Raw genomic sequence first — 17915 nt, forward strand, 5'->3', positions numbered from 1 at the left:
GGCACTTCGTCGATGTCATCTGGATTATTTTGTTTCTCTTAATCTATGTTTGGCAGTAAATATTGATCGGAGGAAAACCCACAGAATTTATCTGGGTTGGTGTATGCGGCATTGTTAATTACTTTTATGCCCCATGCACCATTTATTTTTAAAGAAAAATCCGCTCAAGGTAAAACTAAAGAATTTGCTACAGTCAACTTAGAATAAACATTTGCTATTGAAGCAATTTAATTTACTATGAATTGGAGCGCTGCATTACCTACCTTTTTCATTACCTTGCGAGAAGGCGTGGAAGCTGCTTTAGTTGTGGGAATCGTCTTCGCCTGTTTACAGCAAGCTCAACAACAAAAATTGCACCGTTGGGTTTACTTAGGAATCCTGAGTGGCATTCTAGCGAGTTTTGTAGTTGGTTTACTAATTCATCTAGGGTTACAGGGATTGCAGACATCTGAACAATTATATGCGCCTGTCTTCAAGCAATTATTCGAGGTGGGATTAGGCGCGATCGCGATCGCAATGCTCAGTTGGATGCTAATTTGGATGACACGACAAGCGCGATTTCTCAAAGCTGAAATTGAAGGTTCCGTCAAAACTGCCTTGGGTGAAGATAACCGCGCAGCTTAGGCAATTTTCAGCTTAGTTTTTATTGCGGTGTTTCGGGAAGGACTAGAAACGGCTTTGTTTATCGTCGCTAAGTTTCAAGAAGGCTTGACACCCATCCTGGGGGCGATCGCCGGACTAGTGATCGCGGTCATAATCGGGATGCTGCTTTTTAAGTGGAGTGTTCGGATCAATTTGAGACAATTTTTCCAGGTGATGGGCGTATTTCTGCTATTGATTGTCTCTGGGTTAGTAATTTCTGCCCTCCGCCATCTGGATGCAGCTGCGATCGCCTTTAGCCAAATCAACCCTGAAGTCTTGGGCGTTTGCGGACAAGGAAATACATCTTGTCTTTTGGGGCCTCAGATTTGGGATCTCTCAACCATCTTACCTGACCGCCAGTTTCCTGGTATTTTGCTGAAAACCTTATTTGGCTATACCCAAAAACTGTATCTAGTGCAGGCTATGGGATATCTCCTCTTTTGGGCAATTGTGGGCGGTCTTTACTTCCGCAGTCTTGATCAGCCAACACAATTAAAGCCAGCAAGCAAACTCAATTAACGTCTATTCCTGAACACCGAACTTGAAAGATTTGACTGAGGGAAATTGACCTCTTGCAAAAATCCCTAACACCCCACCCCCAACCCCTCCCCGCAAGCGAGGAGGGGAGAGAAAGCGTAGCTTTGGCGAAACAGTTAAACTAAATAACTCGTATTTGGCACGATCGCAAAGAAGGCATACTCATACCAAGCAGTCCATAAGAAACTGCGAAGCCATCGCTGACGTTTTTCGGGACTCAATTCATATTCAAACGCCCCACGAGATACATCAATGGAAGATAGATGAGAGTTGCAACCGCAGCCGTGTTGATAAGTAAAACCGTATTTAGAAGCAATACTTTGTACCTTCATCTGAATAGCAAACACCTTACCTGCATGGAGTATGGCATCCCAAGGGCGTTTGTGTTCGATATCGCGCTGATCAAATCGTAAGGCACGTTCTTCAAACACATGATCGCGGTAAATTGGTGCTAGATGCACATGATAGAAGCTAGCAGGTAGTTCATAACCAAACTCATTAAATAAATCTATACCAATGCGAGCCACTTTTACTTCATCAGCGAACTCGATTCCCTTTGATTCCACATCACAAAGAATTTCTGCAAAGTTCGGATAGCTATGCTTGAGAAAGTCCTGCCCAAAAAACTCCAGAGTTTCCCATGCTAGTTGTGCAAATAGCTGCGAGAATGATGGTATTAAGTGAGCTAGTTGGGGGCGATCGCTAAACAAGTCAACATCACCATGCTCTAATTTATATAAGAACAACTGTGCCATCTCAACATAGCTTTGGGGATGGTCAAGTCCAACACTCGCGCTTCCTCTAGCAATGTCTTGCCATGTAGAAGGTAGTTGAGAAACGTGAACCGCATTTTCTCCAGCAATGACTGCAACAGGAGGACATTCGAGAAGTTGCATCGACAATCTCCTTTAAGACTTTAATCTGTAATTTACCTTAAGCGATCGCCAAGTATATCTTCTGAACACAATTAAAAATGTTTGACAGACTGTCTTTTGACAGCAATATCTACGATGAGCTACGCATCGGTATACAGACGAATTTGACTCACGCTTGTTTGCTATATCTGTGCAAGGCTAGGAGGCGATCATATTCAGCTTCATCTGCTGCAATGTCCACATCGATTTCATTTTTGTTGACGTAGTAATGGGTTAATGCCGCATAAACCTGCGCCAAGTTTAAATGCCCTATTTCATGGGCAATTTCTTCTATGCTATGACCCGCGTTATGCCAAATTGCAATTCGACGAACGGTAACTCCTGTGCCTGCAATCAAAGGAGTACCCCCATGAATTCCAGGATGAGAGTCAATCAAACTACCAATGTTAACTGCTACAGCCAAAGTGTTTTCCTCTACACTCAATGCTTTTATGAGGATCTTAGCTTAATCTGATGGCAAGAGGACGAACGAATGGGTTGGTCAAACCTTGGTGGAAGGCGATCGCTGATAGCCTAGACCAGTTTAAGATATAGCTGTCCTACTACACCCCAATTTTCTTATATATTTTCTCACCTTTGACTATCTCTTCATAGTACTGCTCATAAGAGGTGAACCTAATAGATTCTTGTCTTCCTAAACCCAAGATGCCAAAGGTGCAGAGGCTATTATAAAACAGTTCATGTACCCGTTTTTGCAGTACCTGATTGAAATATATGAGGACGTTACGACAAAGGATGACATTAAACTCATTAAAAGAACTGTCAGTTGCTAAATTATGCTGCGCGAAAACAACATTTTCTCTTAGAGATGCTCGAAAAATTGCGTTATCATAAGCTGCTGTATAATATTCTGAGAAAGACTTCTTGCCGCCTGCTTTTAAATAAAGTTGAGTATATTCCTGCATCAGTTTTAGGGAAAAAATCCCACTTTTGGCATTTTGTAATACCTTCTCGTTCGTATCAGTGGCATATATGCGGCAACGGTGGTAAAGTCCTTCTTCTTGAAGCAAAATTGCCATTGAGTAAACTTCTTCACCGGTTGAACATCCAGCGTGCCAGATGCGAATAAATGGATAGGTTTGTAAGAAGGGGATAACTTGATTTCTGAAGGTGTTATAAAAGCTGGGATCACGAAACATTGATGTTACATTCACCGTCAGAGCAAGCAAAAATCGTTCCAAATAGACACGGTTATGGAGTAAACGCTCTTGCAATGCCGAAACATTTGCTAACCCCTCTGACTGCATGAAGCTCTGAATACGCCGCTTAAGTGAAGAAAGAGCATAATCACGAAAGTCATAACCGTAGTACCGATACAGCCCTTCCAAGAGCAGATGTATTTCGATGTCCTCTAAGGTTGGTTTGGGCAAAAGCATAATAATTCGTAATACTTCTCTACCAGAGGCTACGCCAACGGCTGCGCTCAGTACAAGTTCGTAATGACGCTCTCTACGAGACGCTAAAAGCGTAGCTTACAACTTTTACAGAGTACGATGACTCGCTAACGTAATTCGTAATTTATAATTATTACCCCAGGCATGAATGGGCTTTTTGAAATAATGATGCTGGACTTTGGGTAATTTCCATAAATCAATTTAGTTGGTCTTTAGCATCAATTATAAATTAGAAACTAGAATTATTTGCTCATACAAGAATTTTAGATAGGTGATCAAGAAAAAATAATGATCACAACAGGTGTACTTCTACGCTTCAGTAAACTAGGTGCAGCAAATGCACCAGAAAAAAACAAATAGAGAAGATTTTTACAAACTATTTAAGATTGCTATAAAATCTAAACATATTTTCTGCCTAAAATAGCTTGCTGAATCAATTAAATTTGATCCCGGTGCTAGTTATGGGTTTCAGTTTAACCAAGTGACTGTTACTACTAAAATAGCGATCGCTGTTATTGAAATCCCAGCTAGCCATCTAACCTGGTAGCGCAGATTTTTAATCTCTTGGCTCAGACTTTCTTTCTGTGGAATAGAATATGGTTCCAGTTGTACAACTTCGATAGCTACTTGTTGGGGTGTATTTTGGGGTTTTTTAAAAGACACCTGCGTATGTAGCCAATTAGTAATCAGTTGGGGACAGTTCTTTTTAAACCAATTTAAAGCTAAAGTTCTAAAAACTGGTTTCGACATCCGCGCAATTAATTTCATCACCCGATTTAAGGGTTTCAAGCGAAGCTTTTGATTGATCAGATTGACTGAACCAACATCATACAGACAATCCAGAATTAGTTTCACAGTGGCTTCTTCACTGTTAATCAAGTTTTGCAATAAAAGCAGAACATCACGCATCCGCTCTGCTTCCTTATACTTTTCTGCCAAGTTTTCTGGAGGACTTACTGAAGGATTTACGGTTGTATTTACAGTATTTTTTCTTACTATCGTCATATTGGTAACATAGTAGCCATAATAATGTTAGTACACCTATCTACCGAGAGAAAGATTTTTTATCTAGAGAGAGAATCTAAAAGCCAAAATTTGTTTGTGAGATACATGACTATATCAAAGCAGATTTTTTCTGAAGTTGACACCAATGAGCTTTTTCTGTGCCCTTACAGTGTGGTATTTACTTTTCAGTCTCCAAACCTCTAGAGAAGTGCGGTGGAAAATACTAACCATTGACTCTACCTAATTTTTGCAAGCCGATGCAATGGCAGTGCAACTCGATGCAATGGCAGTGCAAGCCGATGCAATGGCATAGCAAGCCGATGCAATGGCATAGCAAGCCGATGCAATGGCAGTGCAAGCCGATGCAATGGCAGTGCAACCCGATGCAATGGCAGTGCAACCCGATGCAATGGCATTACCACCCGATACAATGGCATTGTCTGCAAAAGCGTACTTTTGCAAAGAAGCGACTGTCACAATATTTAAACAAACCTATTTTTTAATTTCAAAAATGTCTGCTAAACACACAAAGAATAGAAGTCCTAGCCAATCTCGTGACTGGCCAATTGAGGAATTACCTGGACTAAGCCACGAGGAACAATCTCAACTGCAAAATTGCGGGATTACTAGCACAGTAGCGCTAATTAAACAAGGAAAAACTCTAGAGGAAAGACTAGCGTTAGCAAATAAATTACAAATTCATCTTCAATATGTAAATAAATGGATGGCTTTGGCTGACTTGGCACGTATTCCCAGTGTGGGGACACAATATTGTGGTTTATTGCTCCATGCGGGTATTGGTTCTGTAGCGCAGTTAGCTCAAACTCCAACTCACAGATTACACCAACAAATTATGCGTTTGCAGGTAGCAACAATGCAACGACGAGATTTGTGTCCAGCAATTGAGCTAGTACAACAGTGGAGTCAGCAAGCGCAAGTAATTATTAATTAGGAGTTTGGAGAGACGCGATTAATTGCGTCTGTACAGTTAAAATTCATAACTAATAACTCCTAACTCATAATTATTCACTCTTTGATCAAGACTCCATTCAGGAAGATATCAGCAAGTCCTTCTGCCATTTCCTGCATTTGTTGGGGGGAAGCATCAGGTTCGATGATGGTATTGTTGGAAAAACCTGCGATCGCAAACATTCCCAAGAAAACTTTCGCAACTAGCTTGGCGTCCATTTGACGATAAATGCCTTTATCCATCGCTGTCTGAAAGAAGGCTTCGCCCACATCAGTCATTTTGGTAATCACTTCTAATTGAATGCGATCGCGCAAATCGGGGTGAAACTGCACCTCCATAAAACAAACACGCATCAAATCGGCATTTTTTTGGAAATTCCACATCCTCCGCCGCATCACTTGAGCGATCGCTTTATAGTTACCCATTTCACTTAATTCTGTGAGTAAATCTGTCAGAATCTCCACCCAGCCGCTAGTCGCTACTTCCACCAAAATTGCCTTTTTATTAGGAAAATAACGAAATAGAGTGCCTTCAGCTACACCTGCTGTTTGTGCTAAATCGCGGGTGGTAGTGCCGTCAAATCCCTTAGAGGCAAACAATCGTTGTGCTGTCTCTAAAATCCGGGTGCGTGTCTGAGCCTCTGAGGGCGGGGAAGAATTAAAAATTCGCATAAAAGTTATGGTGAGATATGTAAAGCAGGATTTGTAGCATTATTGTCTACCTCAAGTAGAAAAAACCCTGAAAACTTAATACAAGATTAACGCTCTTTGGCTAAGTGTCCTGTTTTGTAGTTAGTGTAACTTTATCTTAATTTTTTTGCTTATGAACCAGAACAGTCGGTTAATTTGGGACTTTCCTGCGGAACGCTACGCGAACGACTTCGCTCAGTCGAACGACTTTAAATTTGGGACTTTCCTGCGGAACGCTACGCGTAGCTTGCTTCTCCGAAGGAGTACGACTTCTCTACCAGACGCTGCGCGAACGCTACTTCTCTACGAGAGGCTGCGCCAACGACAACGCTACTTCTCTACGAGAGGCTGCGCCAACGACGTCGCTCAGTACAAGTCAGTACAAGTCAGTCGAACGATTTTAGATTGGTCAAATCAAGTATCTGTCACATGGCGGCGGTTGTTTGTCACTTTGTTAACTTTGATCATCCTTTGGTGCGGATTGCTGCCAGAAATTGCTCTGGCTCAAACTCAGACGGCATCTCCTCCCCAAGAAATCAAAACTCAAACTCCACCAGTTGAAAATTCGATTCAACCTTATCTGGATCGAGTCATCAAGCAGTTAAGGGAATTTCGCCTCGACAATGGTCTAAAATTCATTGTCTTAGAACGACATCAAGCGCCTGTAGTTTCTTTTCTTACCTATGCGAATGTCGGTGGTGTGGATGAGGTAGAGGGCAAAACTGGTGTAGCTCACTTTCTGGAACATTTAGCGTTTAAAGGCACAACACGCATTGGTACAAAAGACTACAAAGCAGAAAAACCTCTACTTGAAGCATTAGAACGGTTGGATGCTCAAATTAAAACAGCGAAAACCGATGGCAAAAAAGCTGAGGTTGCTCGGTTAGAAACTGAGTTTAAGCAAGTGGAATCACAAGCAGGTAAGCTAGTTTTGCAAAACCAATTGGGGCAAATTGTCGAACAAGCCGGAGGCGTGGGTTTAAATGCCAATACTTCTAACGAAGCCACCCGTTATTTTTACAGCTTTCCTGCCAATAAGCTGGAACTTTGGATGTCGTTGGAGTCGGAGCGATTTCTTGATCCGGTAATTAGTCGGGAGTTTTATAAAGAGAAAGATGTCATTTTAGAAGAACGGCGGATGCGGGTGGAGAATTCACCCATTGGACTGATGCTGGAGAAATTTGTTGATACTGCTTACAAAGTCCATCCCTACAAGCGTCCGGTGATTGGTTATGACGAAGATATCCGTAATCTGACACCAGATGATGTCCACAAGTTTTTTGATACTCACTACGTACCAAGTAATTTAGCGATCGCCATTGTCGGAGATGTGAACGCGGCTCAGGTGAAAAAATTGGCGCAAACTTATTTTGGCCGCTATCAACCAAAAACCAAAGCTGTTGAACAAATCCCGACAGAACCGCCACAACAACAAACACGAGAAGTTACTTTACGGCTACCTTCTCAACCCTGGTATTTAGAAGGTTATCATCGTCCGGCAATTACCCATCCAGATAATGCAATCTATGAAATCATTGGCAGTTTATTAAGTGATGGGCGCACGTCGCGGCTGTATAAGTCTTTGGTAGAAAAGCAACGTTTGGCGCTTAATGCTCAAGGTTTTAGCGGATTTCCTGGAGATAAGTACCCAAACCTGATGTTATTCTATGCTCTCACGGCACCTGGTCATACAGTTGATCAATTGGCGGTGGCTTTGCGCCAAGAAATTGACAAATTAAAAACTGAGCCGATAGCGGCGGCTGATTTGCAACGGGTGAAAACCCAAGCACGGGCGGGTTTGTTACGTACCCTCGATTCAAATATGGGGATGGCTCAACAATTATTGGAATATGAGGTGAAAACTGGCTCTTGGCGGAATTTGTTTAAGCAGTTGGATGATATTGCGGCGGTGACGACGGCTGATATTGAGCGGGTGGCAAAAAAGACGTTTACGCCGGAAAATCGCACCATTGGTAAGTTGTTATCGAAAGAAGCTTAAGAGAAATGAACCGCAAAGGACGCGAAGGAAGAAAGTATGCAGAGGTTTAAGCTGAAGGGTAAACAATTCAAAATTCAAAATGGAAAGGGGCTGATTTATGCTTTAGTTGCTGTTTTTACGTGTTTGCTTCTAACTTGTAATTTTTCTCTGGCGGCGACAACTGAGGCAAAGCATTACACGGAGTTGCAGCTTCCACCGCTACCTGAGATCAAGTTACCCAAGTATGAGCGGTTTGTACTTCAAAACGGCTTGGTTGTCTATTTGATGGAGGATCACGAGTTACCGTTGGTGAACGGGACGGCGTTTGTGCGGACAGGAAATCGCTTGGAACCACTACAGAAAGTCGGTTTAGCTGGTTTTACAGGCGCGGTGATGCGAACTGGAGGAACTAAGCAGCATTCGCCTGATCAACTCAACGAGATATTGGAACAACGGGCGGCGGCTGTGGAAACTAGTATTGGTGAAGCTTCTGGTAGTGCTACCTTTGACGCCCTTAGTGAAGATTTAGAAACGGTGTTTGGGCTGTTTGCGGAGGTGGTGCGATCGCCTGTATTTGCTCAAGAAAAGCTAGACTTGGCTAAGACACAAGCTAAGGGTGGCATTGCCCGTCGTAATGACAATCCAGATGGAATTGCTAGTCGAGAATTTAAGAAACTGATCTATGGGAAAGATAGCCCATACGCTCGCACGATCGAGTATGCAACGGTGGATCAGGTTGAGCGTGAGGATTTGCTCAATTTCTATCAGCAATATTTTCACCCCAATAATCTGATTTTGGGGATTGTTGGGGATTTTGAGGCGAAGAAAATGCGATCGCTCGTTCAAGCTAAGTTTGGCGACTGGAACCGGAACCCAGGTATTGCTAAACCCAAATTACCAACGGTTTCGCCAGCTAATACAGGTGGAGTCTTTTTTGTCAATCAGCCACAATTAACCCAAAGTAGTGTACTTATCGGGCATTTAGGCGGACGGTTTGACAATCCCGATTATCCGGCGCTGGATGTATTGAATGGGGTGTTAAATGGATTTGGTGGACGCTTATTTAATGAAGTGCGATCGCGTCAAGGTTTAGCTTACTCTGTCTATGGCCAGTGGAGTCCCCGCTACGATTATCCTGGAATGTTTATTGCTGGTGGACAAACGCGATCGGATGCTACTGTCCAGTTTGTCAAAGCCTTACAAGAGCAAATCAAGCGTATCCAAACTCAAAGAGTCACAGCAAAAGAACTGGCTTTTGCCAAAGAGTCTACACTTAACTCCTTTGTATTCAACTTTCAAGATCCCAGCCAAACCTTATCACGATTGATGCGATACGAATATTACGGCTATCCAGCTGATTTTCTCTTTCGCTATCAAAAAGCCGTCGCCGCCACCACAGCCGCCGATGTGCAACGGGTAGCACGAGAATACCTGAAGCCAGAAAAGCTGGTAACTCTAGTAGTGGGCAATCAAACCGCCATTCAACCGCCATTAACGCAGCTAGCAGCACAGGTGACACCAATAGATGTAACGATTCCCGGTTCGCAGCCACAGGCAAAAAATTAATCGCGTCCGTAGGTAGACACTCAATATACAAATCAAATCGCAAGACTCAGATCCCCGACTTCTCTAAGAAGTCGGGGATCTTGTTGTTCAAATATCGGGAAATGACTCAGGACAAATTGTAGTAATCAGTAGAAACTAAATCAGGAACCAAAACCTCTGTGAACTCCAGAGGTTTTTTCTTCGCTCTAAACAATTTTAGTGAGGAAGTAGCAAAAATTGTCGCCGCGTATTAGTCAACTAGAGTAAGCTAAATTTAGGTTTAAGCTACTGGGAGTGGAGATGATGTTGTTGGAATTAAAGCGCATCCATGTTCCACCAGGACAAAGAGTGATATTGCGAGATGTAACCTGGCAGGAATTGGAAACAATTCTAGAGGATTTAGGAGAACATCGGGCTGCACGAATTGCTTATGACAGGGGAATACTGGAAATTATGGCACCATTGCCAGAACATGAATATGATAAAGAAATTATTGGTGATTTAATTAAAGCGCTTCTAGAACAGCTAAATACTGAGTTTATCAGCCTTGGTTCTACCACTTTCAAAAACCAAGCAATGGCTCAAGGTATAGAACCTGACCAGTGTTTCTATATAAAGAATGAATTTAGGATTCGCGGCAAGAAGCGATTAGATTTAACAGTAGATCCGCCTCCAGATTTAGCTTTAGAAATTGATATTACTTCTCGCACTCATCCTAATATTTATGAAGCTTTAAAAGTACCTGAGCTTTGGCGTTTTGATCAAGGAAAGCTCAAAATTAATGTTCTGCGAGATGGGCATTATGTAGAGTCTCAGCAAAGCCTAAATTTTCCTCTATTTCCACTAATTGAGGCAATTCCTCAATATCTTAAGCAAAGTACAACAGCAGGCAGAAATGCAACACTCAAGGCTTTTCGTCTTTGGGTACAAAAGCAAATACAACAGCAATGATTGAATAATTCGTAATTCGTAATGACGCTCGCGGACTCGCTAACGCTGCGCTAACGTAATTCGTAATTTAAGAAATTAATTATTAATGAATTTTATATTGGGTAACATCTAGCAATCCTATTTGATTTGCTCTCCACCTATAGGCTAAGATCCCCGACTTCTTCAAGAAGTCGGGGATCTTATGTTCGTAACTCATTTAGGATTGCTATAGCTTGATTTATTCTTACCTACTTACTACTCAAGATGTAATGTAAGAAGTAGGGTAGCACAGCTAGGTGTGCTACTCTACGAATCACCTGTATTCCACTCTCCGAAAGTCTCAGGTGATGAAATCTACATTACTTAAACCACGTCTATCTTGAAACCTGTAGTTCTTCTGTGATCAAAAGGATTTGCCCTCATCCCCCAACCCCTTCTCCCATATCTGGGAGAAGGGGAGCTAGAATTTCAAAGTCCGTCTCCCATATCTGGGAGAGGGATTTAGGGTGAGGGCGAAAACTATGGTTCTCAACTTAGATGAGGTTTAGTAATGATTCAGGTTAATGCCAGCTTCTTTTGCCATTACTTCTAAGCCTTTGGTTCCTATGGTTTTGATTGCTTTAGTAGACAGCTTTAATCTCACCCAGCGATTTCCACCTTCCCACCAAACACGCTTGCTTTGCAGATTGACGTGCTGAAGGCGTTTAGTACGGCGGTGAGAGTGGGAAACAGCAAAGGCGTTATTTGCCTTTTTACCAGTTAGTTCACAGCGACGGGACATAGCAAATATCTCCAGATTTCTATTTTAATACAGCCTTTCCATTTTAGGTCTTAGGCAACAGAAGTAGGAAAAGAGATGGAGAGCAGGCTTGCCGTGAGCTTGTCCTGAGCGTAGTCGAAGGGCGTAGCCGAATGGGAGTGGGGGGAGAAATAACTCCAAACTCCTGTACAGACGCGATTAATCGCGTCTCTCCTAACTCAGCACTATTTACTAGCTTCTTCCGTCAGCTTGGTGAGTACCTCATTCGATCGCTCGACGAAAGATTTCATCCCCTCAGCATCAAATCCTTTCTGAGACATCAGCGCTAAATCGTAGACGTGTTGGCAAATCAAGTTCACTAACTGATTTGTAGGCGATTCACCCTCACCTTGAATAATACTACTTTGGTTAAGATTTGCCAGATTTTGAATCAGTGGGTGAGCAGTATTCACCACCAAAATGTGATCTTCGGGAAATTCTGTTGTCTGCTGCTGCATCATGGCGTTCATTTCTCGCAGGCGGCGGAGAATCTCTGGTAAAAGCACGATCGCAGGTGGTGTCCCTTGAGGATCATCTGATTTCAACGCTTCAGTACGGATGTTGAGTTTCGGTTTGTTGAGAGATTTTTCAAATAACTCTTTGATCGTCTCACTCCGAGTTTTGTTCGTCTTGGGATCAATAATTTCCGTACCTTTGTCTTGTTCTAGCAGCGTATTATCTAACTCGGAATCTACCCGCGTAAATTTGACATCCTGATATTCCCGCTCTAAGAAGTTGATAAAGTGTGTGTCAATGAAGGAGTCCATAAACAGGACTTCCAAGCCTTGATTTTTGTGCAATTCTATGTAGGTAGCTTGGGTTGCTTCATCGGTGCTGTAGAAAACCCGATTTTCGTTACGTTCTTTGTTACGTTCTAGATACTCTTTGAGTGTGGTGTAAGGAGCGCTGGGTGAGGAAAAATCAGAACTGGGTGAAGGAGTGACATCTTGCCAAGCATCCCCCTCTGAAGACTGTACCTCAACTGCTGGAGTTTCAGCAGCAGGTTTTTCTGTCAGCTTGGCGGTGGTGCGGAAGACTATGATATCTTCGATTTGTTTTTTGAATTTCTCGTCGTTGAGAACGCCGAATTTGACAAAAGTCCCAAGATCCTTCCAGGCGCTAATGTATTGTTCGCGGTTGTCGCGGAAAAGTTCTTTGAGGCGATCGCCTACTTTTTTAGCAATGTAATCACCGATTCTCCGCACGGTGCGATCGCCTTGCAAGGCACTGCGCGATACATTCAGAGGAATATCGCTGCTATCAATCACACCCCGCATTGGAGTCAGAAATTGCGGAATAATTTCTTCGCAGTTGTCACTAACAAAAACTTGATTACAAAATAGCTTGATCTGCCCTTTAGTAACATCTACATCCGGCCTCATTTTGGGAAAATACAGAATCCCGTTGATGATAAAGGGATAGTCTGTATTTAGATGTACCCATAACAGTGGCTCTTCCTGAAAAGGATACAGGTAGCGGTAAAACTCTAAATAATCTTCTTGACTCAGATTACTCGGAGACTCTCGCCACGGTGCTTTTTGCTTATTTAATACTTCGCCATCCAGTTTTATTGGTACTGGCAAGAAGTCGCAGTAGGTCTTGACAAGATTCTTAATCCGTGCTGTTTCTAAAAATTCCTCCTCTTCTCCTTGCAGGCTGAGAGTAATAGTAGTGCCGCGAGTTGTCCGGGGCGAATCTTCCAGGGTGAAAGCTGGGGAACCATCGCAAGTCCAGTGAACCGCCTGCGCTCCTTCTTGATATGAGAGGGTATCAATTTCTACCTTTTGCGCCACCATGAAGGAAGAGTAGAAACCAAGCCCGAAGTGGCCGATTATCGGTTGATCTGATTTGTCTTCATACTTGTGAATAAACTCTTCAGCACTAGAGAAGGCAACCTGATTGATATATTTCTTAACTTCATCTGCGGTCATCCCGATACCGTTATCGGATATAGATAGGGTTTTGTTATTTTTGTCAATGGCAATTTCAATTTCCGGTTCGCCGATATCTCCAGCGTAATCTCCGGCGCGGGATACCATTTTCAGCTTTTGGATGGCATCTACAGCGTTAGATACCAGTTCTCGTAAGAAGATTTGGTGATCTGAGTAGAGCGACTTCTTGATAATTGGGAAAATATTCTCAGTATGAATACTGATAGTGCCTTGTTCTAGCATGATTCGTAATCTTCAATGTTAGTATCTGAAACGATGATAGTGGCTAATACAGCCCAGTCCTCTGTTTTCCAGGATAAACCCGGAGAACACAGAAGGGCATGATACCAATTAGGATTTTAAAAGATAGCTGAGGCGATGTCTACGACGGGCTGCGCCTACGCTCGCTTTTTGAGGATTGTTTGCCCCCATTTTCAGATTCGGATTTCCCGACTCCCGATTTTTTACCCAGGTCTATTAGTCTAGTTGAGACTGCTGTCTAATCTATTGCTGGAATTCTTCTCCAATACCAAAAAATAGTGATACGGATAAGTGGGATCGATAAATTCTTGCTTGACAGTTAATCCAGCTTTGGCAACAGAGTTTAAAATCCGCTTTTTGGGATATCCTTTCAAACCCATTTCCCAGTAGTGTTCGTCACATACTGGCTTTGTACTCCAGAATTTTGGTATAAGGTGAAATCGTCGGTTATAAACCCTATCTACACGAGGTTTTACCCGCCTGCACGGGTTATAAACCCTGAATTTTTTCTTAGTCCTCGGAGGGGGACGAGAGTTTATCTAACCGCTAATTCCATTCGCCACGGCTTAAGTTTACACTGTATTCCAGGCAATTAATAACTGCTATGTAGCAATCTGTGGTACTGATACCTTCACCAGCATTTTTTTACTAAAAGACAGACCTGTTTCATTTTTGTCAATGATAATTGTGTCTCCAGAGATAAAGGTATTTTCCAATAACTTGGTGGCGAGGGGGTTTTCTATTTCTCGCTGAATTGCCCGTTTCAGGGGGCGGGCACCATAAACTGGGTCATAGCCTGATTCTACAAGGTGATCACAGGCAGATTGGGATATTTCAAAGAAGATTTTTTGCTCGCGCAGGAGATTTTCTACGCGCTTGAGTTGAATGCGGATAATCTGCCGCATTTCGGTGCGATTTAGGGTATGGAAGAGAATAATGTCATCGACGCGGTTGAGAAATTCCGGGCGGAAATGCGATCGCAAGTTTTCCATTACTCGCTTCCGCATTGTTTCATACTTGGAATCATCACCAGATATATCCAAGATATGTTCGCTACCAATGTTACTGGTCATGACAATAACGCTGTTGCGAAAATCTACCGTTCTTCCCTGAGAGTCAGTAATTCTCCCATCATCTAACACCTGCAATAAAATATTGAATACATCGGGGTGCGCCTTTTCGACTTCATCCAGCAGCACCACCGAATAAGGACGGCGGCGAACTGCCTCGGAAAGTTGACCACCTTCTTCATATCCTACATATCCTGGAGGCGCTCCCACAAGGCGAGAAACTGAGTGTTTTTCCATATACTCAGACATATCTAAGCGCACCAAGGCATCATCAGAATCAAAGAGAAACTGAGCTAAAGCACGCGCGAGTTCTGTTTTACCCACACCTGTCGGTCCCATGAACAAAAATGAACCAATGGGACGAGAGGGATCTTTCATCCCCGCACGGGCGCGACGAATTGCGGCTGCTACCGCTTCTACAGCCTCTTCTTGCCCAATGACTCGTTCATGTAAATGACTTTCTAGTTGGAGTAATTTTTGCCGTTCCGATTCCAACAGGCGATTAACAGGGATTCCTGTCCATTTGGCGACGATTTCGGCAATATCGGCTTCAGTAACTTGTTCTCGGAGTAACGTGGAACCTTGATTTTGAATTTCTAAAAGGTTCGCTTCTTTGGCTTCGCGATCGCGTTGTACTCCTTCCAATTTGCCATACTTCAGTTGGGCAGCTTTATTCAGATCATAGGCACGTTCCGCCTGTTCAATTTGCACTCGCAGCCCATCTTCTTCTTTCTTTAAGCTGCTTATCGCCTCCAATATCTGCTTTTCACCTTGCCATTGCTCATTAAATATTTGCTGTTTTTCCGTCAACTTGGTGATTTCTTGCTCAATTCGCTGCAAACGTTCTTTGGTTTGGGGAGTACCCTTTTCTTCGCCAGCTAATGACAGCTTTTCCATTTCTAACTGCATGAGGCGGCGATCAATGGTTTCCAATTCGGCTGGTTTGGAGGTAATCTCCATTTTCAACTGTGCTGCTGCCTCATCCACCAAATCAATCGCTTTATCTGGTAAGAAGCGATCGCTAATATAACGCGCTGACAGGGTTGCTGCTGCTACCAAAGCCGAATCAGAAATTTTGACGTTGTGATGAACTTCATAACGTTCTTTCAATCCCCGCAGAATCGAAATAGTATTTTCTACACTTGGCTGATCCACAAATACTTGCTGAAAACGGCGTTCTAGGGCGGCGTCTTTCTCAATGTGTTTGCGAAACTCATCCAGGGTTGTAGCGCCAATGCAACGCAGTTCTCCCCGCGCCAGCATTGGTTTAAGCAGATTTCCGGCATCCATTGCCCCTTGTTGATTGGAACCGGTGCCGACTACGGTGTGTAGTTCGTCAATAAACAGGACAATTTGCCCGTTAGATTCCGTAACTTCCTTGAGGACTGCTTTCAGGCGTTCTTCAAATTCACCTCGCAATTTTGCCCCAGCGATCAAACTGCCCATATCTAAAGAGATGAGTTGGCGGTTTTTCAGAGATTCGGGAACATCACCATTTACCATTCGCTGTGCCAAAGCTTCCGCGATCGCAGTTTTACCTACCCCAGGCTCACCAATCAATACAGGGTTATTTTTGCTACGTCGAGACAAGACTTGAATTACCCGCCGAATTTCGTCATCCCGCCCAATTACTGGATCGAGTTTTCCAGCTTTTGCCTGTTCTGTCAAATCTCTGCCAAATTTTTGTAAGGCTTCATAGCGGGATTCTGGGGTTTGATCTGTCACCTTTTGGCTACCGCGAACGGTTTTAATCGTAGTTTCTAGTTTAGCTGTATCCGCGTTAAAGCCTTTGAGTAGCTTTCGTCCAATGCGATCGTCTTCAGCAAATGCCAAAAGTATGTGTTCTACAGAAATGTAAGAGTCTTTCATCTTGGCTCTAACTTCCTCAGCGCGGTCTAGTAAAACATCTAAATTGCGGCTAAGGTAAAGCTGATCACTTTTACCAACTTTCGGCTGACGTTGGGTAAAGGCTTCTAGCTGCTCTTGCAAGCGGATTGGATCGACCTCAGATCGAGCCAGGATACGTATTGCCAGACTAGTGGGTTCTTCCAAGAGGGCAATAATTAAATGTTCAACATCTAGTTGCTGTTGTTGATAAGCACGGACTATATCCTGAGATTTAACAATTGCTTCCCAGGCTTTATCAGTAAATTTATTCGGATCTGTAGGTTGCATCTTTAGAATTTTGGAATTGGGATTTTTAGTTTAGGGATTGGGGATTATTAAAGGGAGTGGGGAATAGGGAGTGGGGAGAGACGCGATTAATCGCGTCTGTACTGGGGAATGGGGAGTGGTTGTAACCCTACTCCTTAGTACCCAGATAATTATCCAAACATTCTCAGCGTATATCCGTGTGTATCTCCGGTGGCAATTTGGGATTGGTAATTGTTGATAGTTTAATCGATTACCTATTTTCTAATTTAAAACTAAAATACTGTTCTGAGGGGACTTTGCCAAATGGTGTTATTGGAGTGATGTCTACGATGGTTACTGAGCTTGCCGTACCCTTCGGGAAGCAAGCTACGTGCAGCGTCTCGTAGAGAAGTACGGATTACGCAAACAATAGCTGAAAAGAATTGATTTTTAGGTAGGGGCAATTCATGTCGCTTTAGCTGACCGCAGGGTATTGCCTCTACCGCGTGTAGTTTTGCTTTTCCAAATATCGGTGTGGATTTTGCGATCGCTCAAAAGCAAAACTTGCTGCCCAGATCCCCGACTTCTTCAAGAAGTCGGGGATCTAAATCCAATTACTGACTCACAAGAGCAACTTGTGATTCCTGTTTGACTGCTGACCCTTGAGTTCCCAGTTCGATCAGTTCAATTTTATACCCATCTGGATCTTCTACAAAAGCAATTACCGTTGAACCATGTTTCATCGCCCCTGGTTCGCGCACGACTTTACCGCCCTGATTGCGGATTTCCTCACACGTAGCGTAAATATCATCAACGCCAAGGGCAATGTGACCATAAGCATTACCCAATTCGTACTTTTCAACGCCCCAGTTGTAGGTTAGTTCGATCACCGAGTTGTCGCTTTCATCACCGTAGCCAACAAAAGCCAGGGTAAATTCTCCCCCAGAAAAATCTTTTCGGCGCAGTAATTTCATTCCTAGAATTTCACAGTAGAACTTTAAGGACTCTTCAAGGTTGCCCACCCGCAGCATTGTGTGTAGTAATCGCATATTGACCTTTTCTCTGTAATTGATTTAGTGTTATTCTCTGTCAACAT

General features: G+C 43.1%; 14 protein-coding genes and 1 pseudogene. 5 read left to right on the top strand and 10 right to left on the bottom strand.

Annotated features, from left to right (window positions below; all coding sequences use genetic code 11):
• The first annotated feature begins 237 nt into the window (after positions 1-237).
• Positions 238-1161: pseudogene (locus HWQ38_RS27080) on the top strand (FTR1 family protein).
• 134 nt (positions 1162-1295) lie between these two features.
• On the opposite strand, the gene HWQ38_RS27085 reads toward HWQ38_RS27080, so the two are convergent.
• The 5 genes from HWQ38_RS27085 to HWQ38_RS27105 all read right to left on the bottom strand — a co-directional run bounded on the left by HWQ38_RS27085 (position 1296) and on the right by HWQ38_RS27105 (position 4990).
• Entirely contained in the window at positions 1296-2075 is a 780-nt protein-coding gene (locus HWQ38_RS27085; protein WP_292799915.1) for a hypothetical protein, read from the bottom strand.
• Between the two features lie 148 nt (positions 2076-2223).
• Complete coding sequence (locus tag HWQ38_RS27090; RefSeq protein ID WP_292799918.1) at positions 2224-2517, bottom strand: DUF433 domain-containing protein; 294 nt, start codon at positions 2515-2517, stop codon at positions 2224-2226.
• A gap of 139 nt (positions 2518-2656) precedes the next feature.
• Complete coding sequence (locus HWQ38_RS27095) at positions 2657-3490, bottom strand: protein-glutamate O-methyltransferase CheR (protein ID WP_292799921.1); 834 nt, start codon at positions 3488-3490, stop codon at positions 2657-2659.
• Between the two features lie 486 nt (positions 3491-3976).
• Positions 3977-4513: a hypothetical protein gene (locus HWQ38_RS27100; protein WP_292799924.1), complete on the bottom strand. Its 537-nt coding sequence runs from the start codon at positions 4511-4513 to the stop codon at positions 3977-3979.
• Positions 4514-4753: 240 nt separating this feature from the next.
• Positions 4754-4990, bottom strand: coding sequence for a hypothetical protein (locus tag HWQ38_RS27105; protein ID WP_292799927.1), 237 nt, complete (start codon positions 4988-4990; stop codon positions 4754-4756).
• A 34-nt stretch (positions 4991-5024) separates the two neighbouring features.
• Between HWQ38_RS27105 and HWQ38_RS27110 the strand changes: the two genes are divergently transcribed.
• Positions 5025-5465, top strand: coding sequence for a DUF4332 domain-containing protein (locus HWQ38_RS27110; protein ID WP_292799930.1), 441 nt, complete (start codon positions 5025-5027; stop codon positions 5463-5465).
• Between the two features lie 74 nt (positions 5466-5539).
• Here the strand turns inward: HWQ38_RS27110 and HWQ38_RS27115 are convergent, their stop codons facing one another.
• A complete protein-coding gene (locus tag HWQ38_RS27115; protein ID WP_292799934.1) occupies positions 5540-6154 on the bottom strand; it encodes a TetR/AcrR family transcriptional regulator in 615 nt (204 codons plus the stop codon).
• Between the two features lie 151 nt (positions 6155-6305).
• Between HWQ38_RS27115 and HWQ38_RS27120 the strand changes: the two genes are divergently transcribed.
• The 3 genes from HWQ38_RS27120 to HWQ38_RS27130 all read left to right on the top strand — a co-directional run bounded on the left by HWQ38_RS27120 (position 6306) and on the right by HWQ38_RS27130 (position 10646).
• Positions 6306-8171: a pitrilysin family protein gene (locus tag HWQ38_RS27120; RefSeq protein ID WP_292799937.1), complete on the top strand. Its 1866-nt coding sequence runs from the start codon at positions 6306-6308 to the stop codon at positions 8169-8171.
• A 36-nt stretch (positions 8172-8207) separates the two neighbouring features.
• Positions 8208-9716 (top strand): pitrilysin family protein, encoded by a 1509-nt coding sequence (locus HWQ38_RS27125; RefSeq protein WP_292799940.1) that lies wholly within the window; start codon positions 8208-8210, stop codon positions 9714-9716.
• A 282-nt stretch (positions 9717-9998) separates the two neighbouring features.
• Positions 9999-10646, top strand: a complete 648-nt coding sequence (locus HWQ38_RS27130; RefSeq protein WP_292799989.1) for a Uma2 family endonuclease — start codon at positions 9999-10001, stop codon at positions 10644-10646.
• Positions 10647-11169: 523 nt separating this feature from the next.
• Here HWQ38_RS27130 and rpmB read toward each other — a convergent pair.
• The 4 genes from rpmB to gloA all read right to left on the bottom strand — a co-directional run bounded on the left by rpmB (position 11170) and on the right by gloA (position 17868).
• The gene (rpmB, locus tag HWQ38_RS27135) at positions 11170-11406 is read right to left on the bottom strand and encodes a 50S ribosomal protein L28 (RefSeq protein WP_292799943.1); all 237 of its coding nucleotides are present in this window, start codon (positions 11404-11406) and stop codon (positions 11170-11172) included.
• A 203-nt stretch (positions 11407-11609) separates the two neighbouring features.
• Complete coding sequence (htpG, locus tag HWQ38_RS27140; protein WP_292799946.1) at positions 11610-13598, bottom strand: molecular chaperone HtpG; 1989 nt, start codon at positions 13596-13598, stop codon at positions 11610-11612.
• A 620-nt stretch (positions 13599-14218) separates the two neighbouring features.
• Entirely contained in the window at positions 14219-16861 is a 2643-nt protein-coding gene (gene clpB / locus HWQ38_RS27145) for an ATP-dependent chaperone ClpB (RefSeq protein ID WP_292799949.1), read from the bottom strand.
• Between the two features lie 572 nt (positions 16862-17433).
• Positions 17434-17868, bottom strand: a complete 435-nt coding sequence (gene gloA / locus HWQ38_RS27150; RefSeq protein ID WP_292799952.1) for a lactoylglutathione lyase — start codon at positions 17866-17868, stop codon at positions 17434-17436.
• Positions 17869-17915: the final 47 nt, after the last annotated feature.

The organism is Nostoc sp. NMS7 (assembly GCF_017115085.1).
Classification (GTDB): Bacteria; Cyanobacteriota; Cyanobacteriia; order Cyanobacteriales; family Nostocaceae; genus Nostoc.